We start from the raw sequence: 21,014 nt of genomic DNA, 5'->3' as shown, positions 1-21,014 counted from the left end.
AAGGAGTTTCCATGAAATTCAGAATCTTCCTTCTGATGCTGTGCGTGCTCACGGGCTGCGCACGGCATCAGGGCGACCTTCCGCCGGTATCCGGCGAACCCGAGCCGGTAAATTCCCCCGCAATCATTCAGGAGCTGACTCACCATGTCTGATATGCAGAACATTGTTAATGTTTCCCGCTCTTTTGAATCCATCCTGCTGGAAAAGGAGGAGCGTTCCCGAAAAACCGCCTGGCGGATGGCTGCTGCCGGGCTGATGCTGGCCGCAATGGCGATTGCGGCCATTATTATTCTGCTGCCGCTGAAAACCACCGACATTGAGTTATGGTCGGTGGATAAACAGACCGGGCGTTATGAATATATGACCCGCGTGAAGGAGCGGGATATTTCTTCTGAAAAGGCACTGGCGCACTCACTGGCAGCACACTATGTCAGACTCCGCGAGGGATACAATTATTTCTTCCTTCAGCGTGATTATGACGACGTACAGTTATTTAACAGCGACAGCGTGAACCGGGACTATCTGGACTGGTTTAACGGCGACCAGGCACCGGACGTAATTTTTAACAAGGCGGAATATGTCGTTTATATCGATATTATTTCCAATGTGCATGCGCCCGCCACCGGGCCGGATAATCTGGCGACCCTGAGAATTAAACGCACGATCCGCCGCATTGCCGATAATTCCGTGAAAACGGATGTCTGGAATATCCGTCTCACTTACCGCTATGTGCCACACCAGCAACTGACCGACAGCCAGCGTGAAGTGAATCCGCTGGGCTTCATCGTCACCAGCTACCAGCGCGATAAAGAGCTGAGGGGGGAATGATGCTGAAACACATTCTGCTCCTCACGGGGTTACTGGCGTCATGCGTGGCATGGAGCGCGGCGACACCACGCGGCAGCACGTATGACAGCCGGATGCAGAACGTCACGTACAACAGCCAGAATGCCACGGTCGTCCGTACCCGCCCCGGCTACGTCACCATGCTGGTGTTTGACGATGGTGAAACCGTTATCGATGCGCAGGCGGGTTTTCCCAGAGGCTGGACCGTGACGAAAAGCGACAACCGGGTGGGCGTCAGCCCGAACCCGATTACCCAGCCGGTCACGGACGCCAGCGGCAACAACATCAGTCAGGTGTTTCTGCCGACAGAGAAAGACTGGAAAACCAACCTGTTCGTGGTGACTTCGAAGCGCGATTACAGCCTGGAACTGAACGTGCTGGACCGCGACTCACCCGCTCAGGCCTTTGTTATCCGCTACCACTATCCTGATGAGCAGCGGAATAAATCCGCTGCCGCCAGCGCCACCCGCCAGCAACGACAGCAGGAAGCACTGGACCGGCAGCGGATAGCGGCAGCATTCCGGCAACCGGCCTCGCCGCGGAACTGGCGTTACAGCAAACGAGTGGCCGCCGGTTCCGCCGCCATCGCCCCGGACTTTACCTGGGATGACGGTCGTTTTGCGTATATCGGTTTTTCCCCCACGAAAACCCTGCCTTCCGTTTTCCGGGTGGTTAATGGTCAGGAGCAGGCGGTCACGCCGCAGACAGTTCAACAGGGCAACTACACCGTGATGGTGGTTCCGGCATCGCCGCAACTGGTACTGCGTTACGGCACCTCGGTGGTGGGCGTGGAAAACGCCGGATCCGGGCGTATCCCGGTAACCCGCAGTGACACCGTTTCACCGTCCGTTACGCTGGAGGCAAAATGACTGACAGACCTTTCCCGGACGAACCGGAAAAAACCACCGCAGAGCGGGAAGCGGAAGCCCGTGAACGCGCCCGTTCGGCAATGGCGACGCAGACGCCGGAGCAAAAAACACCGCCCGGCCAGCCGGAAGTGACCCGTTTCCGTAAGGCGTCCGGTCACCGCACGCTGATCGTCAGCCTGCTGAGTCTGGCGCTGGTGATCGCCCTCGCATCCGGCGGCGATCGTCTTCTCAGCGCCCTGAAAAGGGGCGATGAGAAGGAAGCCGACACCGCACCGCCGCCCTCCACCGGGGCGACGCAGCATGAGCGTAAAAATCTGGGCATGGACAGTAACCTGTTTGGCCTGTTCGGACAGCGCAAACAGCAAGGCACAGACCCGGCCAGTCAGACCGTCACCAGCGCACCCGCCCTGCCAGCAGAGCCGCCCGCCCTGAACAAAGCGGCAGCACTGGCAGACGGGCTGAACAGCGGCAGTACAACGGCTGGCGGCAATGCCCGCGCGTCCCGTAGCGAACCGCGCAACCGCGCGGGAATGTCGGAGAGCCCGCCAGTCTCCACGGCGTACACGTCCTGTCGGTCGGTACTGGTCAGAGGGGCGGATGGCCGCCTGCGCTGCCCGGATCCCGCCGCACCGGAAACCGCGCAGGATACGGTTGACAGCGACAATCCGGGCGTCGCCCGTGTCACCGGCGTCAGACGGCTGGGCCTCGATCCTGATCTCTATATCCCGGTGGATCGTTATATTCCCTGTTCGATGATGCGGCGCTTTGTGTCCGATGTCGGCGGCCATATCTCCTGCCTGATTGGGGAGGATGTCTGGAGCGCCAGCAACCATGTGAAGCTGATCGCGGCGGGAACGGTCGCCCGTGGCGTCTACCGCACCGGGGCACTGCAACACGGGCGCAGCCGGATGTTTGTGCTGTGGACGGAGCTGCGCACGCCGGAGCCCGGCAGCCTGCAAATTCCGCTCACCGATACGCAGGCCACCGGCCCGCTAGGCGAGGCGGGGATTGCGGGCTGGATCGACAGCCATTTCTGGGAGCGTTTCGGCAACGCCCTGATGCTGAGTACCGTGCAGGACGTGGCGGCAGCGGCGTCAGAGGCCGCACCGGGGAAAGACCGCAATACCGACTACACCGAAAACACCCGCGCCGCCACGGCGGAAATGGCGAAAACGACGCTGGAAAACAGCATCAGTATCCCGCCCACGATGTACCTGAACCAGGGTGATGTGATCGGCATCATGACCGGCACGGATATTGATTTTTCCTCTGTTTATCAACTGCGACTGAAAAAGAAATGGTATGAACACTGAAAACCTGTCACTGGAGTTTATGAAAAACCGGTTGTTTGGTGATTTCCTCGCGCAGGAGGGCCTGACGGAAATTGCCATTAACCGGCCGGGTGAACTGCATACGAAAATCCGGGGGAAATGGCAAAAACATGACTCCCCGGTCACGCTGCGTCAGTGCCATGCCTTTGCCAGAGCCCTGGCTTCCTGGCATGAGGATAATATTGACGACACGTCGCCGATCCTTTCTGCAACATCAGGAGCCGGCGAGCGTATTCAGGTGATTATTCCCCCGGCCAGCGAACGTCATACGGTGTCCGTTACGCTGCGCAAACCATCGTTTGAGCAGAAAACGCATCAGTCATGGATTGATGCGGGATTTTACCAGCGGGTGAGCGGTCAGGAGAAAACGGAAAGTCATGATGAGGCACTGATACGGTTATACCACAGCGGGGACATTCCCCGCTTTATGGAAAAGGCGGTGGAATACGGAAAAACGATTTTTATTGTGGGGGAAACCGGCTCCGGCAAAACCACCTATATGAAAACGCTGCTGCATTATATTCCGCTGCATCTCCGGTTAATAACGATTGAGGATAACCCCGAAATCCGCTTTTATCACCACGGCAATTATGTTCATCTTTTTTACCCTGCGGATGCCGGGGATAACGCCATTGTCACACCTGGCAGACTGATACGCGCCAGCTACCGGATGAACCCTGACCGGATATTACTGGCGGAAATTCGCGGACGGGAAGCGTGGGATGCGCTGAAAATTGTCGGTTCCGGGCATGAGGGTTTAATCACCTCCCTGCATGCGGGCAGCCCGGCGGAATGTATTGACGGGATTATTGACCGCTGCTATGAAAACCCCGACTGCCGGAATATTCCTTATGATGTGCTGTTACGTAAGGTGCTTAAAAGCATTGATGTCATCGTCAGTATTGATATACACGGCGATGTTCGCCGGATGCATAATGTTTACTTTAAACCAGTTCATTTAAATAGCATGAAAGAGGTATTCAGAAAATAACTCTGGCAAACAACATAACCAAAGATATGTAACCTTTCATTAATCATAACGGTGGCTGAAATGAAGAAAGTCATACTGTCTGTATTATTGTTCTGCGTTATGGCGCCATGTTCAACAACTGTAATGGCTGCTGATACCTGCGAAGTGGTGTTATGTATGTACGGTAAAGCAACCGGAAATGGCGGCGGCAGTGAATGCCATTCGGCTGAACGGGCATTCTTTAATATCGTAAAGAAGAACAGGCATGGTTTTCTGCCTGACCATACGGCTGATGCCAGAAAATCGTTTTTACTTGAATGTGATTCGGCAGCCCCTGCGGCTATCAGTCAGATCATCAGTAAATATGGCCGCGTTCGTGGTTAACACTGGCGAGACGGGCACAGAGCATGACGGTTTTCAGGTTTTTACGGCTTCTGTTTTTCGCGGATTAAGGAGCGAAGAAACAGGGGCCGTAAAAATGAGGCAGCGGACAGAATTATTTTCGCGGGTTAAGGAGCGAAAATAATTCAGGCACCGCGCCTCACCTGCAAACAGCCGCGCCCACGCGGATTTTGCAGGCCGGGGGGCACAGCCCCGCACACCGTCGCCGCTAAGTCTCCGGCCCAAAGCCGGTAGCGTGGCGCGACCACCCTCTTTAAAGGTCAGCTTCCCTTTTATTCCCGCTGCGAGGAACGAGCAAAGGGAAGAAAAAGGCGAAAGCGACCGTCTTAAAGGGGGTGGTCGCGCGTAGCGGGCGACGGTGTGCCGCCTTTGACCCTGGGGGTTTTGGCGCGGCGTTCAGCCACGACATTACCCCCATGCGGTGGGCAATAAGGGCGTCCAGCCCGCATGTACTGGCGCACGCCGTTTCGTACCGGGAAGCATGCTTTCCGGCACATGGCCGCACAGCTGCCACCCTCTTTACCCCATACGCTCGCCCAATCTTTTCGCCCGACACCGTGGGGCGAATCGATGGGGCGATGTCATGGGGCGAATAGCTGACGAAGGAGACACGATGATTTTAAATAAGCTTGCCGCTTCACTGTCGCCGATAGTGAACGGGATGCTGGCGCTGCTCGCTTTTATGCAACAGCAACAACTGATGCTGGCATTATTAGCGGGGCTGACGATGCCGTTTTTTGCATCAATGAAAAGTGATGAACGGCAGAAAGCGCCGCTCTGGAAAAAGCTGATTATTGCTTTTTCCCTGCTGTGTTTTCTCTCCGGCACACTGGCCCCGGTCGTTATCGGCTTTTTTCAGTGGCTGTATAAGACCAGACTCACCAGTGATAATACGGTACTGGCGTGGTCAGTACGGATTGCTTTCACGGTAACCGGGATTATTTTTCATATTATGCTTCGCCGGATATTCACGCCGGAACTGGACAAAATAAAGAAACGCCTTGTTAAAAAGACCACCCTTGAACGGGAATTGCGCACCGATGTCCGCACCGTAAAGTCCTTGTTGCCGGAAACACTGCATTATGATCCGCAGGATTATATCGACCTGAATAAAGGTATTTTTACTGGCATGGACAGGGAGAACGAACCGATGTATCTCCCGTTAAAAGACTGGCAGAAACAACATGCGGATATTATCGGCACCACCGGAGCCGGTAAAGGGGTTGCCACCGGCATATTACTTTATCAAAGTATTCTGGCCGGTGAAGGTGTCTTTGTTATGGACCCCAAGGATGATGAATGGGCACCCCACCTTTACCGCAAAGCCTGCGAGGATGCAGACAAGCCTTTTGCTTTGATTGACCTGCGGAAACAGCAATACCAGTTAAACCTGATTGAAGATATCACGCCAGATGAACTGGAAGAACTGTTTGTTGCAGGGTTCAGCCTGGCGGAAAAAGGACAAGAATCGGATTTTTATCGCATTGATGACCGAAAAGCCGCACGTATGGCCGCGCAATTTGTCAGTGATAACCCATCGGCAACTCTCCGTGATGTTTATAACGGTGACTACGTTCAGAGCATTGCCGAAAAAATCAAAGCGTTTTTCGGTAAGATTGAAGAGCTGGCATTATTAAATGCCATTAATTCACCGGAAGGCTTTTCACTTAAACAAATGTTTGATGAAGGCGGCTGTTGTTATGTTATCGGCTCCATGCGAAACAGCAAAATTATTACAGCCCAGCGCATGTTACTGGTTCGCCTGTACCAGTTAGCAGAAAGGCGCGACCGTGTAACAGACGTACCGCGCCCCATTGCTGTTTATCTTTCGGAACTGAAATACCATTTATCCAGGTCAGCACTGGAGGGATTAGGCGCGGCGCGGGATAAAGGCGTACATATTATTATGGATCACCAGTCAATTGCCGATTTAAAAGACTGCCCGGCAGATTTGAAAGGTGACGCCGTTGTCGGTGCGGTCGTTGAAAATGCCAAATTCAAACTGGTTTACCGGGTTATGGACCCGGATACAGCGGAATGGGTGGCGAGAATGTCAGGCACGATTCTGGTGGATGACGAACTCCGTAAGGCTAAGACGGATAATATGCTGACGGAAACCATCGACAGTGAGCGCACAATCCGCCAGGCCGAACGTTTCTTTATTGACAGCAATATGATCCTGAACCTGCCCGATTTTGTCAGCTTTATCTTTACGACAAAAACACTACCTTCTGCCTCACTGATTTCACCGATAAAGGTCAGAAAGCGTCAGCTAAAAATCTTTTCGGTTTCCCCTGATATTGCCGCAGCGGCAGCCACGGTGAAGATAATGCTGGATTTTGGCGAGGATGATAAACCAGCCATGCCGGATGTGATGACAACGCACCCGGCTCTTTTCTTCGACGAAAGCGAAGTAAAACCGGTAAAACCGAAACCTGATGATGAAGAACACCTGTCCCCGCTGGATTTTTAAGGAGCGGTTATGCTGATTTCGTCCTTTCACGAGCGCCAGACGCGTAACAACAAAAAAATAAAACAACTGCTGAACTTCCTGAAAGAAGAAACCTACAGTGATTTTAAAACGCTGATGCAGTTATTTGGTTTCCGGGATCATAAGTCGCTTTATTCGTTGCTGGCAAAAACGGAGCGAATGGGGTTAATCCAGAAGCATGTGCTTGAATCACGGACAATCAGGATTTCATTATGGGGGATCACCAGCGACGGGCTGGCGGTGGTATTAACCCCGAATGATAAAATCTTTCCTGCGCGGTTTGAACCATCAAAAATCACCGGCTGGACGCTGGAGCACCATCTTGATAATCAGGCCGCCAGGCTTATTCTGGAGAAAAAAGGCGCGTCGGGATGGATTAACGGCGACCGGACCACTTTTATCAGCCAGTATCAGGTGAAACATCGCCCGGACGGGTTACTGACCCTGCCTGACGGTAACGTTATTGCCATTGAAACCGAGCGCCGCCTGAAAACCCGAGCCCGTTATCAGTCGATCATGGCAAGCCACTTGCTGGCACGTACCCGCAAGCAGTGGATTTACGTTTTTTATGTTGTGCCCGATCCGCAGAAGAAGCGTGCGCTTGAACTGCTGTTTGACAGCATCAGGCATGTCATCATCAACCATCAGCACGTCCCGCTGGAAGAACGCCACCGTCGGGTGTTTCGCATTTATACCTTTGATGAACTGAAACACCTGTCATTAGGCAGCTATACGTAAGCTTTTACTCAGGCCATCGTGATGGCCTCACCGGCCTGGCGGCGATATCGCTAGGCCGGAATTTTTTATTCCACTGCGAGGCGCAGACTGTTCGGTACTCGCTGTGCTGCGTTCCGCCTCAGTTTGCGCCTTGCAGCGTTGCCGGTTAAAAACCATGTAACCGCATTCCCTTGCGGTTGTCTGATTCCGGTCTCAGAGTTTATCCATCAGGTAACGATGTGCTTTAGAGGCGGCGCTGGCCGCTTTGAAAATATAACGCTTGTCGTTTTTCAGCGCTTTCAGCCAGGAAGCAATATAGCTTTCATGCTGTACCTCTCCATCAATCCCCAGGTCCGCCATCAGAAAAGCACTTCCCAGCTCCGCCACCAGTTCTTCCTCTGCATAATCTGCACTGCCAAACTTCCCTTTCATTTCACGGTTCAGGCGTTTTTTGCCACCACTCCAGTGAACCAGCTCATGCAGGCCTGTAGCGTAGAAATTAGCTGCATCTGAAAACAGATAGCGCTCCGGTAGCCAGACTTCATCAGTTGAGGGTCGGAAAAAAGCATTTTGTCCTTTCTCGATGATGTTTGCGCCGCTCTTCCTGAACAGATTTTCAGCCTGCGGTAACGGGTCAAAGGTTGCTTCCGGGCTGACCGTTTCCTTTGTCAGGGGCAAACCGTCGATTTGCTGAACGTTAAACACGGTGAAAGTTTTCAGCATCGGGATATGGTCGATTTCTCCGGCGTCGTTTTCCTTCTCCAGCGTGATGTAGAAAATGGCTGTTGTGCCATGTTCACGCGTGCGAACCTGTCCACCGGCTGCCTGTGCCTGTTTATAGGTCAACCAGCGTGAATCGCTGAACCCCTGTTTTGACGCACTGCACCACAGCAACATGATATTCATGCCACTGTAGGCTACGCCGGTGGCGTAATTGGATGGCAGACCAGGCATGCCCGATACACGCTGCCACGGGCAGGACCACGGTTTTACACCGGCTTCGAGCGCTGCAATGATGTTGTCGGTAACGATCTGATAAATATCCGTTCCGGTTTTAGAAAATTTCGTTTTTGAGGAGCCTGACGGGTCCAGCGGGGATACGCTGGTCGCCACTGCGGTGTTAGGGGCGGTAGTCTGGTTATGCAGGGAAATCGTCATGGTTTTTTCTCCGTCAGTGTGTGATTTTCGTCTTCGTATCGCCTGACGGTTCGTTTTCCCGACATCGTTCCGGCACGCAAGGACGCAGAATGCGTGCCATTTATCCTTGCGGAACGGGTTGTGTTGGGAAACGATTAACCGGAAGCTGATTCGAGAAAGGAAATCACCCAGGATAAAAAAACTGACCCTGCATAGGCAGGCGTAGCGCCCCTTAGGCTGCAGCAGTGAAAAGGGTTTGGGGTTTAAATGACGGTATTAACTCAGACCTTCTTTGGCGGTATGACCTTATCCCCTAAAATTGACTCAATTAGTCACGAATCCACTATTTAATGAGCACCACCTCCATAGGAGGTGGTTTAAGATTAGCAATAAAAGTAATGACCCATTAGGAGAATTACTTTACTAAATAATAGAATTTATTGAAGTTTCAGAGGAGTCATTTGCAATCGAAATTACTGCTTCCATACTTTCCCCTCTGAAATCATACACTATCATTTCTGGGTGATGCAAATCAAAAGCTTGTCCTATAAATACTGCTGCAGCATTTGATGCACAAATCAGAACATGCATCCTCTTGACGCCATACTGTGACTTAAAAGTATGAAAATCATATTGTAGCCTTGCCGAAAATTTCATACCATCAATGGGGTGTGGAATTGCACCATTACCAAATGCATTATATTTAGGGCTATAAATTATAATTGATGAATCAAGTTCATCGCTTAGCTCCGATGCTTTTTTTTTCATTACCTCAGGAAATGCTGTTAAAGCAATACATATGATAATATCTTCACTGGGTTTTATAGAGTCTAACCCTTCGACTATATAAAACTCTCCTCCAGGGAGTTGTTTTGGCCACATCCAAGTTGCTCCATCACGATATCTTAACATTGGAATATACTGACTTTTATTTCCTAAAATAGCTCCTAGACCTACCAGTGAAGGCATAGGACCAAATGCAAACAAGGCAGCACTATGGCCTGAATCATTTGTTTGCTGAATTATTTTCTCTGCCGCAATTTTTATGCTAGAAGGCATGATTATTTTTTGAAGTTCTGGCACACTCCTTGTTGCTCCATCACTATTCAAAACTTTATTAAGGCTACCTTGCATCCTCAACTCTAGTGTTGAAAGGCAATTCGCAATCTCTTTTTTATTAGGTGGTGATACAACGTGAGTATTTACAGGCCATAATACTGAATAAACTGGAATGGGTTGAAATTTTAGCCCATCAAGTAGTTCCTCTGCATCAGAGATAAATTGCTCTCTAATAACAGAAAGTTTTTCCGCTGGGTAATTACACGCTGCAACTCTGTCAATTAATCTATGATGTTTATCACACAATAATAAAATGTTTTTTGGATCGTTAGAGAGAATACCAGATAAAACAGGAATGCCTCGCTCACCATTTTCTGAAGAAGCCACATTATGAGCTAGATATGAATAATTACCTCCATCCCCAGTTAAATCATCAATCCTTAAATTTTCTCCACATCCTGTAAACATACATCGACCATGACTGGCTAAGTTTACAGCTTGACGTGTCTCACTTCCAAAACTTTCGCCACGCCCTTTTTTTTTACTACCTTCATCTATTCTAGTTATAAATTCCTCAATGATTGGCAACTCAACAATTGCGCTTTGTTCTTTAGCGCGAAAAGCTATTTTTTGAATTGCATCCAGGCTGGATAAATCACTTTCTGAGATATTATCGCCCTGTAAATAGACCAACTTAACTTTCTTATCTTTTGATAATTTCTTTACGGTATTGATAAAATCAGCTGGCGGAAGGTTAATCCTTAGACTAGAAACAACAACGTCATCATTTACAGTTACTATTAAAATATTCGAACTTCCTTCATCACTAATTATCGAAATGCTATCCCACGAGATTTCTTTTGAAATAAATGCTATGTATTCATCTAAAGCTGATTGTTCCTCAAAAGGAGGATATGCAGCTTGGTTAAGGATTTCACTTTTCATTATTGCTAACCCTCTCGTTTACATTCCCGAACTAAAGTTTAGGGATTCAATAACTAGTGTACAAGAATGAGCATACTATTACGTACGAATGTCTATTAAAATTTTTTAGAGTAACTAAACAAAACAATCATCCGCATTCACTTAAAAAATGCTATTTATCAATTAGTTATGAATAGACCCCACACTGCAAATAGCCAATTGACTTTTTTTCATTCTTTGCTATAATTACTTGTTAGCATGTCATTTGGAATGAATCGATAATGCCATTATCTGAATTGTATATCTCAGTTGACATTGAAACGACTGGACCTATTCCTAGTATTTACGATCTTATTAGCATCGGAGCTTGTATAGTAGGAAATACTAGTGAAAATTTTAGCCGCCTAATTAAGCCTCAAGGCGGAAAGGTAGATAATGAAGCTTTGGCAGTAACAGGCTTAAAATTAGAGGACCTAACTACGGGCGGCCATGAAATAACCAGAGCACTCATGGACTTCAAAGAATGGCTTGCGCGAATAAGTAGCGATGATAAAAAGATAGTCTTCGTTGGCTTTAATGCTGCTTTTGATTGGTCATTTATTAATTATGCCTTTATAAAATATTGTGGTAACAACCCGTTTGGATTTACAGCCCTAGACATTAAGTCTTATTACATGGGTAAATTCGGGACTCTTTGGCAAGAAACAAAATCCAGCATTATTGACATCAAGTTAAAAACCTATAACACTGCAAAGCATGATGCCCTCCAGGATGCAATTTACCAAGCAGAGATTTTTAGAATTATATCAAGCGATAGATAATAATATCTCAAGGGAGATTATTGATGACGTCCTCAGTTTTAGAATTTACAGCTCAAGATTCCAGTCAAGTTAATAGCTGGGAAAAAATGTTGTTGGAAGCATCAAAAAAAATATCACTCAGCCAAGCTCAATATGATTTAATTGAGAGTAGATACAGTCAACTTCAAAAAGTATTGGATAGCGCACAAGACTACTGTTTATCCGGGGCTCATATATTTATTCAAGGGTCGATTGGGCTCAAGACAACAGTAAAACCAGCACCTGAGGCTCGTGGCAGCATGGCAACAATTGATGCCGATGCAGTAGTTCTCCTTCCTAATGCTAGCAATTGCAGTGCAATTTATGTGCTCAACGCGATTAAAAAATTATTCAAGGATGAATCAGCGGTAAAAGCCGAACCAGTGGAGCTGAGAAGAGGAATAAGAATAATTTATGCAGATGAAAACCCAGGTTTTCATATTGATATAACTCCAGCTATTAAAGTTAATGGAAACCAGGAAGAAAGTGGCTATGGAAAGCTTCTTGTGCCTGACAGAGAGGATGGTTGGAAAGCCAGTGCTCCCCGCTCATATTCTCGATGGCTTGAAAATGTGAGCAATGAGAAGATTGTAATGATTTCAGAATCTGTAATAACAATGGATAGCCTTACAGGCAATGAGCGTTTTGCCAAGTCTACGATGGATCCGATCCCTGAATATCAAGAGTACTCAGATTCTCACCCTCTTGGAGCAACGATTAAACTCTTAAAAAGACACCGCGACCGTTGGGCCATAAGATCATCTTCCGAGGAATATCGCCCTATTTCTGCAGTTCTTACAACTCTAGCAACAAAAGCTTACTACCAAATAGCTTTGAGATCTGTTGAAAAACCAATGAGACCTATTGATGTCATGTTCTCAATTGTATCTGAAATGGCGAGTCATGTTGACTATAACAATAATGAATATCAAGTCCTCAATCCATGTGATGAAGGTGAAAACTTTGCAGAAAAATGGAATAGAGTGAGTGGTGAAGGCGATAAGTATAAAACGGCATTTTACCAATGGCATGCTGATGCCATTACGGATATTGCACTTGGGTTAAGTGATTGGGGGACTCAACAGCAATTTGAGCAAGAAGTAAGTGACAAATTTGGAGTTCCTCAATCCATGCTAAAAGAGATTTCAAAAAAATTTGGTACATCATGGACACTTCCGGGAAGAAAATCAGGTGAGACTTATAATAAAGCAGTATTAGGTGCATTTGGTATGTTATCAGGCATTAGTCAAAGTAACGCAGGGACGGTTGAACGCCTTGGATAATTCTAATATTCTAACACCTGCCATTCAGGCAGGTGTAGATAGGTTTCGTGAGATATTCTCTGAATGTAGTTTACTTGAAGTTAAAACAACTAAAGATGAAATTATAAGTTTTGAATTAAAGTTGCCTGTTGATTACCTCGGAGTAGAAAGAGACTTGCGGATAGGATTTACCAAAAGCTTTCCCAGCACTGCTTTAAACTTATCTATAAAACCTAGTCCTTGGTTAGAATGGCCACATATTCTAGATGATTTTGTATGCCTTTTTGGAAGTGGGAACAAAGCAGTGTATGGTGACCCAGTAGAGGTCGTTAACAGTACATTTTTCAGATTAGGAAAACTAATATCACTTGTTTGTGATAATATGTCTATAAACATTATTAAAGCTGAGTTTGATAATGAAGTAATTAGTTACTGGTCTATGCAGGCAAAAATAAGCAATCATAAATTGATAATATTAAATAAACCTGCAAAATCTACACCATTATACACATTATCATCTAACAACACGACAGGAAAAGATGTAATATGGGTTTCTGATGATGAAAGCAAAATCCTTGAACATTATCAGTGGCAAGTCTCTCCCTCCAAGAAAAAAATTGATGCAGCAACAGCCACTTTTTACATCAAGTTAACCTCTACCCCTGATGTGAAATTACCAGATGCCTTCGGATTAATTAATTGGCTTAATGGTCATACTGAAATTAGTGATATCGAGCGCCTTAAAACGTGGATAGAAATTGAATCCAATTACCCATTGAGATGGATAATAATTGAAATTCATGACTCATCACCTGTCAGTACCATAGCGTTCTTAGTTACTAGAAAAGGTGTTAAAGATAACCAAAACTTTAATTTTGGATTGAGGAAAGCGAAGAAGAAGGCTTTAAAAAACCCTATATCCGAAAGAGACAAGTTATTTATAACTGAAACTTTCATGATTGATAATGAAGTAATTTTCTCTCGATTAAAAGATTATGAAATTGATGAGAAAACACAACGAAAAGTTCTTCTCATCGGAGCAGGATCTCTAGGCAGTCACGTCGCATCGCAATTAGTTCATTCAGGTATAACTGATTTGACCATTATCGATCCAGATTATCTAGATGATTCAAATCTCGGTAGACATATATTAACCATCAATGATTTAGGTAAAAGTAAAGCACTATCTTTAAAAGAATATTTAATGTCCTGCATTCCTACAGCCAAATTAACTGCAATTGCAAAAACCTTATATCAAGCACATTATGATCATGATATTGATATTTATCATTATGATTGCATTATCTCAACAGCGGCTGATTGGTCAACTGAATATTATCTTTGGGAAATGAAATCAAAAACTAAAGATATAGCCTTTATTCAGGCTTGGGCAGAGCCGCATGCGTTTGTAGGACATGTAATATGTAGCGATAATAAAAACACTGCTGATGCCCGGCACTTATTTGATAAATCAGGTAATTTTAAAAACAAATTTACCTATTGGAAGGATAATGGTTTTCATAAACTACCTGCTTGCGGTGCTGGTTTCATACCAGGATCCGCACTAAATATTCAACAGATTGCTAGCATGGTATCAAAATCCGTCATAAATATTTTTGAAAAAAAAGGCAATTCAAATCATAAAGTATGGAACTCTTATGTAACCGATATTAAAAAAATCACAGTCGCTGGCGGCCAATATGTGGGTCCGTGCATTAATGATAATATTGAAAGTATGGTAATCAATAATGAATGGTTCGAAGAATAATAGCCCTGTGCTTGCATGGACTTGGGTATGGGATGATTGTGGATTTGAATTAAATGTCAGCAAAAATGTTTCTGAATTATTTGATATGTTTAGACAGCATGGTACTAAAAGTGAATGTGGTGGACAGCTATTTATAGATGTGTCTTATAACAATGGACTTTGGCTATCTTATGTAACATTACCACATCCATCTGATAAATCTTCAAAACACTGGGTGGAATTAAATTCTGATAGATGTAAATTTGAGCTAAACCAGGCAGAGGATAATGGGCTGGTTTTTGCAGGTTATTGGCACACCCACCCTCAAATTGTGCCTACACTATCGAATCAAGATAAAATCAGTATTCAACGTTTTTATGCCAAAAACAAACATATTATAAGTGCTCCTATTTTTATTATAGTCGGAACGTCATCATGCCAAAATGGGATAAGAGCATGGGCTTATAAAAACGAAAATTATAACGAGGGTTTTTATAAAAAGGAGTCATAAGTTTACAATGTTTAATATTCTTCTATTTCTTAATATTATTGTTTTATATTCAAATTATATTAGAATATATTATGACGAGGTAAAATCAATCAGATTCAAATCAAAAGACACGTATAGCTTATAATGAAAATTTTCCACTTTGGACTATAAAATGGCAAATATTAAGCTACAGTTAGCTTGAGTCTAGAATAGGAAAAACTCTTTGAATTAAATTTTGAGCACCTATTATCTTGACACTTGCCGCAAATCCTCGCTAACGGTAATATTTATCACATAATTCTCATGATTTTATAGGCTTCTACATGTTGCTGAGTTCTCCAACCAGATCAAGTAAACATTTTCTCGTAACTTCTCATATACGGGATGAGAGTTCTCTATTATTTTGTAGCTCCTTTTTATTCCTATATCAGAATCGAAAAATATCACCTTTTTATCGTATGCACCTGAAAAAGTTTAAATTAATCCACTTGAACAAGAATTTACTACCCTCCTATAAGAAACTCACATTTTTTTTCGCCTTAATGTGTCAACAAACTCGTATGATTCAGGTAAATTAACAGGCCTATAGGTTTCAATATTTTCCATCCGCCATTGAACCGATCTATGTATTTTTGCGTTTTCGGGTATAACTCTAGGTTCTCCACAGGGAAGATACCAGCCCAGAAACCCTCTCCTTTCGGGCCATTCTTTCCATTTAAGCCTTTTGGGTAACCATTCAATTAATTTCCAATATGAAATCAGAGAATCATGAATACATCCTGCTTCATCTGGTGCAACGTATTTATAACGACTATTCAATCGATTAATACCTTTCACAAGTTGATTTGCCATGCTTTGATTAATTAGCAACCCATGAGCGCGTGCTTCTTCAAGCATCCAATCTAATGGATATTTTGAAAGGCTGCTTTCACTTTCTGGATATCCTCCTCCTATATCTGAATGCACTCCAGCAAACCAAACTTGCTTTATATCTTGTGCGACATCAGATGCTGGTTTAAACGGTTTAACTCGAAATTTCTGAGGCTCATTCCAATGTTTTAATCTAAACATTCTACGACGTTCATCAATTGCAATTGCTTGACGAAAGGTTTTGACAATCAGATTATGATCAGTATATCGTAGAATTTCCAAATCTAATGATATTCCTTTTACCCTAGGGGCAATAACAGACGAGACGGTATCCCAAACACCAATGAATTCTATTTGAACTTTTTTTGTCCTAGATACGCGTGAAAAATGCCATGCTTCTGCAAGTGCAGAAACAATTTCTTCTTTTTCAGCCTTTGCATCTAATCTTTTATTTTTAACATCATTAATCGATTTTTTGTAAGCAGAAAATGCATAGTCAGCAAGATTATTTTGGTTTGCACTAAGCAAACCAATTACATTTAAAAACCCAGCCAAAACACGTACCGTATAAGCTCCACGGCTAAAACCAAAGAGCCAAATTTTATCACCTCGCTCATAATTCCGGCAAAGGAAATTGTATGCATCAATGACATCTCCATCAAGTCCATACCCTGTTGCTAATTGACATAAACCTTTAATTTTTTGTCTATACTTCTGCCAAGTATTGTTCTTACTGTATGTACCGATACCTGGGTTGTAATATACCACTTGCTCATCAGACCATTTTAATACCCGATATAACTTTAGCACATTAGATAATTCTGTGTTGACCTCATTACCGGTGCCATCACAACAAACAATTATATTTCTAGCCATCGAACCCCTATCCTTTGATAGTAATTATCATAAATAACCCTGGAGCATCTGTTAAACCTGTTCAAATTAAATCATTGGGAATAGGACCTTTTTTATCTCAGTGTTTCAAGTGGAACAAATAGCAATCCATTTCTACTTGGGTAGCTGACCACAGCGTAATCTCCCCACGTTAAAACAGCCCTCGGTCCATTAGGCACTTCACCAAGGAGTATACTTTTTTTAAATTGAAGCGAAGCACGATCCAGAGCAACAAGCTCATGATTGTTTCGATTGACCGATAACAGCAAGTCTCCACTCACCGCTTGCGATAGCGGGTCTGCCCATGCGAACACACTATTCTCATCATTTGAGGCAAAGCGAATTTCTTGAATTAGCTCCCCTGATTCCGGCTCTATAACACAGATGCCACGCTTGGACTGGAACATGCCGACATAGATGCGATTGTAGAGATCGTCATATGTAAGACATGCAGGGGTTGCATCATCTGCGCGACCATTGCTTATCTCGGCGAGCTGGACGTCTGCAGTATATGTCTGATGACTTAGATTGTAGATAGCTAAATAGCAGTTAGCATGTGGATAACTCAGTCCGTGGATGCGTCCGCCGCGTTGAATGCCAATGTAAATTAGTGGCAGCGTCGGATGTCGTAGCAGCGACATGCAGCCTCGGCCACCTTCGGGATATGCTACTGTCTTTACAGCGTATGTGGCACTGTCAATGATGTAGAACTGGTTGACTCGATTGCTTGCGAAATAGATTTCTTTTTCGTTTTGTGACACTGCTAATTGTCCGTCACCGCCTCCTGGTAACACTATTCTTTTAACGATAGCATGCGTAGCCAAATCAATAACGAGCACAAAGTCCGAAAAAACCTGGCCGACAAACAAACGGCCATCTGCAATAACTAAGCTACCAGGAGGATGGCTCAAAATCTCTCTTTCACCGTTTTGCGGGGAGATCGCCTCATATTTATCCAGGTCGATGGTGCGTATGATTGATTTGGATGTTGGATTAACGATTGAAATGCTGCATCCAGCCCAATTTGCAGTAACCAGGAAATTGTTATGCAGGAGAATGTCATGTGGTTCAGATCGGCTTGGAAATTGATAAATCGGGGCTCCATCACCACCACTGTCTAGAGTAAGAGGGGCTTCTGATGTTGCTGCCAGTGCAGTCCTGGCAAAATTATCCAAGGATGTGACCAGAGTAATGTTCGACCCTCGTGCCGCATCCTGTGCTCCAGGCTGGAAACCAGCCTCACTGACTATGATTCCTCGATCGGCACCAAGGTCATCAATGAGGCTCTTGAGAGCAAGCACCTTTTCCTTAGGAACGCGAGTTTTCCACAATTTGCATTCGATCACCCAAGTACAGAGGATACCCGATCGAAGAAAGGTCGCGTAGACGTCGATATCATGAGCCGCTCGAACACCTTTGGCTCGATAGTCAACCAGAGTATTACATCCAAGACGTCGAAATACGTCTGCAGTGGCCTCCTGATAAACTCGCCAGTCCGCGTAGCTCATGCAACCCCCCTATGGTGCGACTATAGTTGTTTCTGTGTGCCATCCAGCTTGCGATGAATAAGCGAAACCAACGTAAGGATGTCCAGCGCATCCAGTTCAGACATGGGCCAATTCTTCTTAGGCGCATGGGCGAGGGGATTGCGTACAGCGCCGAATAGACCAATCAGTAGATTCGCAAAACCTTTCTGTTCGCTCTTTTCTGAGTCGGTGGTAAGAGGCCCCAATGTCAGAACAGGTTGTTGTCCGGTAAATGCCTTATTCACCAAGTCAGCACCATCACCGCTCAGCCCTGATAACTGACGAATACGTTCCGCAACCCCTTTCGTCGCCTCGAATACGGCATGAAAATAGTTTTCGTCCAGAAGTTCAGCACGGCAATAGTTCAAAACTTCCGTATGCACAGCACGGCTTTCGAGTGCAGCCTTAAGTCGCCCGGCGCGGGCTCGGGCAGAATCCAGTGTCGTTACTTTAGTGGCGCTCGCGACCTTACCATCCTCACGGACATAAAAGCCGGAAAAAGCCAGTACAACATTGAGTTCATCACGCCGCCAGGCAAACACTGCTGTATCACGGGCGTAATTCACCGGGTTCATAGCACGGTTAATGAACATGATGAGATGGTTGCCGACCTGATACTGATTCTGCGCACCCACGAGCGCATTAAACAGCCGTTTCCACTTTGTCATGCCCGGCGATATGTCAGCAACTTTGATTTCTTGTAGCAGTCGCTCGATCTGCGCCCCACTTAAGCCACGTTCGGTATCAGCAAGGACGCGGCACGCAGCCTCAAGGTGCTGAGAGTTGAATGATTGAATACGTGTCATGAATTATCTTTCTATCGCCTCTCAAACCCACTCGAGCGCCGTAATAATCGATTGCCCTTCGGTGCCGACCTCCACAAACAGAGCGTACTCATAGCCAAGCTGCTGCTTATAACCTCGAAGTTTTAGTAGATCGATCTGTCTATCGACGCGACTCGTTGATTTTTTGAACTCCAAGACCAGATGATTTTGTTGTGTACTTCGCCGATGCACTATCACATCTGGAAATACTGTCTTTGCCTCAACGTCTTCGATGTCTGGATAAAGCTCCAAATGTCTTAGCCGTTTAGGTTCTATGCCATCCCGATTGTATTCGCAATCTATAGTCCAACCAGGGAAACATAGCTGGAGGTACATCGCAAAGCGAAAGGTAATGGACCGTTCGTTAGCATCGATACCGAGTAGATCATGATCATTGAACAGTAGCTCAGACAATGCACGTGACACAGCTTCGCCTGGTGCAAATTGGTTGAGGTAGTGAATTTGATCGGGGGTCAGTGCCATAATCACATCCGTATACTTAAGAAATTATATTGTTCTTCTGGTAACAGTGAGTGCACTTTAGGTTCTTTTTTTCATTGCCTAACTGAGGCTTACACCGAAAGTAGTATACACAGATTGAAACGTCGTGAGGATTCTCCGTCTCACGTCGTCTAGTTCGTCAGCCACGCGTTGCGTGAGCATATACGTGGGGCAATCGGGCTGACCACATCCACAAGGTCTGATTTCCCCTTCCTTAAGCCGAGTTACGAAGATGCGCCGCAGTTGGTCGACCTGACGAACCACTTTTCCCATCACTGTCTGGATGCGTTGATTTTTGAGATGGTGGATCGAAGGAATGCGCCTGATCTCGACGCCCTCACGCGTTCTCCACAAACCTGTATTTAGTGCGCCAATGGTATCTTCGATTGCCTTCTGAAAAGCAGGGAGAGAACTTTCTTGTTGAAACGGTGTGCGAAATGCTGGCCGGTCAAATACGGCAGCCATCAGTTGCAGAACATCGGCGTCGGAAAGCTCGGGAAAATCATCCGTGAATTTTTGAATATCAGCTTCAACATCAGGAAACTCGACGCCCTGGACAAAACGGTGCAGCAGATATTCAGCACGAAGACGCAAGTTTTCTTCGAACTCTACGCCCGACCATATCGTTACATGCCTGACGCCCAGGGAAGCTGCTGCTTGCTCGATGCGCGTTCTGCCAGCATCCGAGACCGCACCACGAGAGACGAACTTAAAGACGTCTGGGACACTGCCAGTTGCTTTAATCGACTTACTCATATCGCTCTTGGCTTTTGCCAGTGTCAACGTGTCTCGGTTCGCGCATTGGATGATGGTCTTACGTGCTGGCTGGTCATCAAATGGTTCAATACCCGAGATATCCCGCCCTTGATCACCTCCTGATTGGCCGTGCCAAATCAGATCATGCCAACCCGCACGCAGGTGATATGCAAAAACAAGGCGCTCGAACTGGATACCACTGTAGTCCTCAAAATGAACCGGAGAAACGGTTATCGTCGCCATACTCGCTCCTTTTCTGCTGCTATTAGTCTTCGGTAAACCTTACTACGTCCCTGTGAATTTCCGCCGTTACCCAATGAAAAGCACCAAATATTAGTGGCAAACCTTGCTTCGCCAAATGCCCACGGAGTTTGAAATGCAGAATAACTTATTAGTAAACTGGACGCGACAGCAGCACTGTAGCTCGCGCACAAAACAAATCTCCGGATCGAGTGTCCTTAACGACCTGTCTCAATTAATCAAAAACGGCGTTCTGCTATTTCTTAACACAATCCGTCGCCAAGAGCTGAGGCAGATTGAGATTGGCATTGTAGCCAAA

At 45.9% G+C, this 21,014-nt stretch carries 19 protein-coding genes; 12 read left to right on the top strand and 7 right to left on the bottom strand.

What is annotated here, in order from left to right:
* Nucleotides 1–11 precede the first annotated feature (11 nt).
* The 8 genes from HV311_RS09370 to mobC all read left to right on the top strand — a co-directional run bounded on the left by HV311_RS09370 (nt 12) and on the right by mobC (nt 7,647).
* Entirely contained in the window at nt 12–152 is a 141-nt protein-coding gene (locus tag HV311_RS09370) for a hypothetical protein (protein WP_164913536.1), read from the top strand.
* Nucleotides 145–828, top strand: a complete 684-nt coding sequence (locus tag HV311_RS09365) for a virB8 family protein (RefSeq protein WP_097734705.1) — start codon at nt 145–147, stop codon at nt 826–828. Before HV311_RS09370 ends, HV311_RS09365 begins: the two co-directional genes overlap by 8 nt.
* Nucleotides 828–1,715, top strand: a complete 888-nt coding sequence (gene virB9, locus HV311_RS09360; RefSeq protein ID WP_061555377.1) for a P-type conjugative transfer protein VirB9 — start codon at nt 828–830, stop codon at nt 1,713–1,715. Before HV311_RS09365 ends, virB9 begins: the two co-directional genes overlap by 1 nt.
* Nucleotides 1,712–3,028 (top strand): VirB10/TraB/TrbI family type IV secretion system protein, encoded by a 1,317-nt coding sequence (virB10, locus tag HV311_RS09355; RefSeq protein ID WP_097734706.1) that lies wholly within the window; start codon nt 1,712–1,714, stop codon nt 3,026–3,028. Before virB9 ends, virB10 begins: the two co-directional genes overlap by 4 nt.
* Nucleotides 3,018–4,037 carry a P-type DNA transfer ATPase VirB11 gene (gene virB11, locus HV311_RS09350; RefSeq protein ID WP_097734707.1) on the top strand — a complete coding sequence of 340 codons (1,020 nt, stop codon included), beginning with the start codon at nt 3,018–3,020 and terminating at the stop codon, nt 4,035–4,037. The genes virB10 and virB11 overlap by 11 nt, the downstream gene beginning before the upstream one ends.
* 60 nt (nt 4,038–4,097) lie before the next feature.
* A complete protein-coding gene (locus HV311_RS09345; RefSeq protein ID WP_191221009.1) occupies nt 4,098–4,400 on the top strand; it encodes a TrbM/KikA/MpfK family conjugal transfer protein in 303 nt (100 codons plus the stop codon).
* 631 nt (nt 4,401–5,031) lie between these two features.
* Nucleotides 5,032–6,891: a type IV secretory system conjugative DNA transfer family protein gene (locus HV311_RS09340; protein ID WP_097734709.1), complete on the top strand. Its 1,860-nt coding sequence runs from the start codon at nt 5,032–5,034 to the stop codon at nt 6,889–6,891.
* 9 nt (nt 6,892–6,900) lie between these two features.
* A complete protein-coding gene (mobC, locus tag HV311_RS09335; RefSeq protein ID WP_021551854.1) occupies nt 6,901–7,647 on the top strand; it encodes a MobC family replication-relaxation protein in 747 nt (248 codons plus the stop codon).
* A 192-nt stretch (nt 7,648–7,839) separates the two neighbouring features.
* On the opposite strand, the gene HV311_RS09330 is transcribed toward mobC, so the two are convergent.
* Together HV311_RS09330 and HV311_RS09325 are read right to left on the bottom strand one after the other, a co-directional pair.
* The gene (locus HV311_RS09330) at nt 7,840–8,784 is read right to left on the bottom strand and encodes an ArdC family protein (RefSeq protein ID WP_191221008.1); all 945 of its coding nucleotides are present in this window, start codon (nt 8,782–8,784) and stop codon (nt 7,840–7,842) included.
* 402 nt (nt 8,785–9,186) lie between these two features.
* Entirely contained in the window at nt 9,187–10,767 is a 1,581-nt protein-coding gene (locus tag HV311_RS09325; RefSeq protein WP_097734711.1) for an SAVED domain-containing protein, read from the bottom strand.
* Between the two features lie 260 nt (nt 10,768–11,027).
* On the opposite strand from HV311_RS09325, the gene HV311_RS09320 reads away from it, so the two are divergent.
* The 4 genes from HV311_RS09320 to HV311_RS09305 are packed head-to-tail and all read left to right on the top strand — an operon-like array spanning nt 11,028 to nt 15,105.
* On the top strand, nt 11,028–11,567 hold the full coding sequence (locus HV311_RS09320) for a 3'-5' exonuclease (RefSeq protein WP_097734712.1): 540 nt from the start codon (nt 11,028–11,030) through the stop codon (nt 11,565–11,567).
* A 23-nt stretch (nt 11,568–11,590) separates the two neighbouring features.
* Nucleotides 11,591–12,868 (top strand): nucleotidyltransferase domain-containing protein, encoded by a 1,278-nt coding sequence (locus HV311_RS09315; RefSeq protein WP_182320876.1) that lies wholly within the window; start codon nt 11,591–11,593, stop codon nt 12,866–12,868.
* Nucleotides 12,861–14,615: a HesA/MoeB/ThiF family protein gene (locus HV311_RS09310; RefSeq protein WP_157925849.1), complete on the top strand. Its 1,755-nt coding sequence runs from the start codon at nt 12,861–12,863 to the stop codon at nt 14,613–14,615. Before HV311_RS09315 ends, HV311_RS09310 begins: the two co-directional genes overlap by 8 nt.
* Nucleotides 14,596–15,105: a Mov34/MPN/PAD-1 family protein gene (locus HV311_RS09305; protein ID WP_097734715.1), complete on the top strand. Its 510-nt coding sequence runs from the start codon at nt 14,596–14,598 to the stop codon at nt 15,103–15,105. The genes HV311_RS09310 and HV311_RS09305 overlap by 20 nt, the downstream gene beginning before the upstream one ends.
* Before the next feature lie 501 nt (nt 15,106–15,606).
* Here the strand turns inward: HV311_RS09305 and HV311_RS09300 are convergent.
* From HV311_RS09300 to HV311_RS09280, 5 genes are all read right to left on the bottom strand, one after another.
* On the bottom strand, nt 15,607–16,830 hold the full coding sequence (locus HV311_RS09300) for a T6SS phospholipase effector Tle1-like catalytic domain-containing protein (protein WP_097734716.1): 1,224 nt from the start codon (nt 16,828–16,830) through the stop codon (nt 15,607–15,609).
* Between the two features lie 92 nt (nt 16,831–16,922).
* On the bottom strand, nt 16,923–18,356 hold the full coding sequence (locus HV311_RS09295; protein WP_097734717.1) for a restriction endonuclease: 1,434 nt from the start codon (nt 18,354–18,356) through the stop codon (nt 16,923–16,925).
* A gap of 20 nt (nt 18,357–18,376) precedes the next feature.
* On the bottom strand, nt 18,377–19,180 hold the full coding sequence (locus HV311_RS09290) for a TIGR02391 family protein (RefSeq protein ID WP_097734718.1): 804 nt from the start codon (nt 19,178–19,180) through the stop codon (nt 18,377–18,379).
* Between the two features lie 21 nt (nt 19,181–19,201).
* Nucleotides 19,202–19,681, bottom strand: coding sequence for a hypothetical protein (locus HV311_RS09285; RefSeq protein WP_097734719.1), 480 nt, complete (start codon nt 19,679–19,681; stop codon nt 19,202–19,204).
* A 78-nt stretch (nt 19,682–19,759) separates the two neighbouring features.
* Entirely contained in the window at nt 19,760–20,698 is a 939-nt protein-coding gene (locus HV311_RS09280) for a hypothetical protein (RefSeq protein ID WP_097734720.1), read from the bottom strand.
* Nucleotides 20,699–21,014 lie beyond the last annotated feature (316 nt).

The sequence above is a fragment of the Citrobacter sp. RHBSTW-00881 genome (genome assembly GCF_013728515.1).
GTDB classification, from domain to species: domain Bacteria; phylum Pseudomonadota; class Gammaproteobacteria; order Enterobacterales; family Enterobacteriaceae; genus Citrobacter; species Citrobacter braakii.
Note: the sequence above shows the minus strand (reverse complement) of the source record. Positions and strands in the feature narration are given on the sequence as shown.

Coding starts and splice junctions, on each gene's coding strand:
- HV311_RS09370 (WP_164913536.1), top strand. CDS start 12: ATGAAATTCAGAATCTTCCTTCTGATGCTGTGCGTGCTCACGGGCTGC.
- HV311_RS09365 (WP_097734705.1), top strand. CDS start 145: ATGTCTGATATGCAGAACATTGTTAATGTTTCCCGCTCTTTTGAATCC.
- virB9 (WP_061555377.1), top strand. CDS start 828: ATGCTGAAACACATTCTGCTCCTCACGGGGTTACTGGCGTCATGCGTG.
- virB10 (WP_097734706.1), top strand. CDS start 1,712: ATGACTGACAGACCTTTCCCGGACGAACCGGAAAAAACCACCGCAGAG.
- virB11 (WP_097734707.1), top strand. CDS start 3,018: ATGAACACTGAAAACCTGTCACTGGAGTTTATGAAAAACCGGTTGTTT.
- HV311_RS09345 (WP_191221009.1), top strand. CDS start 4,098: ATGAAGAAAGTCATACTGTCTGTATTATTGTTCTGCGTTATGGCGCCA.
- HV311_RS09340 (WP_097734709.1), top strand. CDS start 5,032: ATGATTTTAAATAAGCTTGCCGCTTCACTGTCGCCGATAGTGAACGGG.
- mobC (WP_021551854.1), top strand. CDS start 6,901: ATGCTGATTTCGTCCTTTCACGAGCGCCAGACGCGTAACAACAAAAAA.
- HV311_RS09330 (WP_191221008.1), bottom strand. CDS start 8,784: ATGACGATTTCCCTGCATAACCAGACTACCGCCCCTAACACCGCAGTG.
- HV311_RS09325 (WP_097734711.1), bottom strand. CDS start 10,767: ATGAAAAGTGAAATCCTTAACCAAGCTGCATATCCTCCTTTTGAGGAA.
- HV311_RS09320 (WP_097734712.1), top strand. CDS start 11,028: ATGCCATTATCTGAATTGTATATCTCAGTTGACATTGAAACGACTGGA.
- HV311_RS09315 (WP_182320876.1), top strand. CDS start 11,591: ATGACGTCCTCAGTTTTAGAATTTACAGCTCAAGATTCCAGTCAAGTT.
- HV311_RS09305 (WP_097734715.1), top strand. CDS start 14,596: ATGAATGGTTCGAAGAATAATAGCCCTGTGCTTGCATGGACTTGGGTA.
- HV311_RS09300 (WP_097734716.1), bottom strand. CDS start 16,830: ATGGCTAGAAATATAATTGTTTGTTGTGATGGCACCGGTAATGAGGTC.
- HV311_RS09295 (WP_097734717.1), bottom strand. CDS start 18,356: ATGAGCTACGCGGACTGGCGAGTTTATCAGGAGGCCACTGCAGACGTA.
- HV311_RS09290 (WP_097734718.1), bottom strand. CDS start 19,180: ATGACACGTATTCAATCATTCAACTCTCAGCACCTTGAGGCTGCGTGC.
- HV311_RS09285 (WP_097734719.1), bottom strand. CDS start 19,681: ATGGCACTGACCCCCGATCAAATTCACTACCTCAACCAATTTGCACCA.
- HV311_RS09280 (WP_097734720.1), bottom strand. CDS start 20,698: ATGGCGACGATAACCGTTTCTCCGGTTCATTTTGAGGACTACAGTGGT.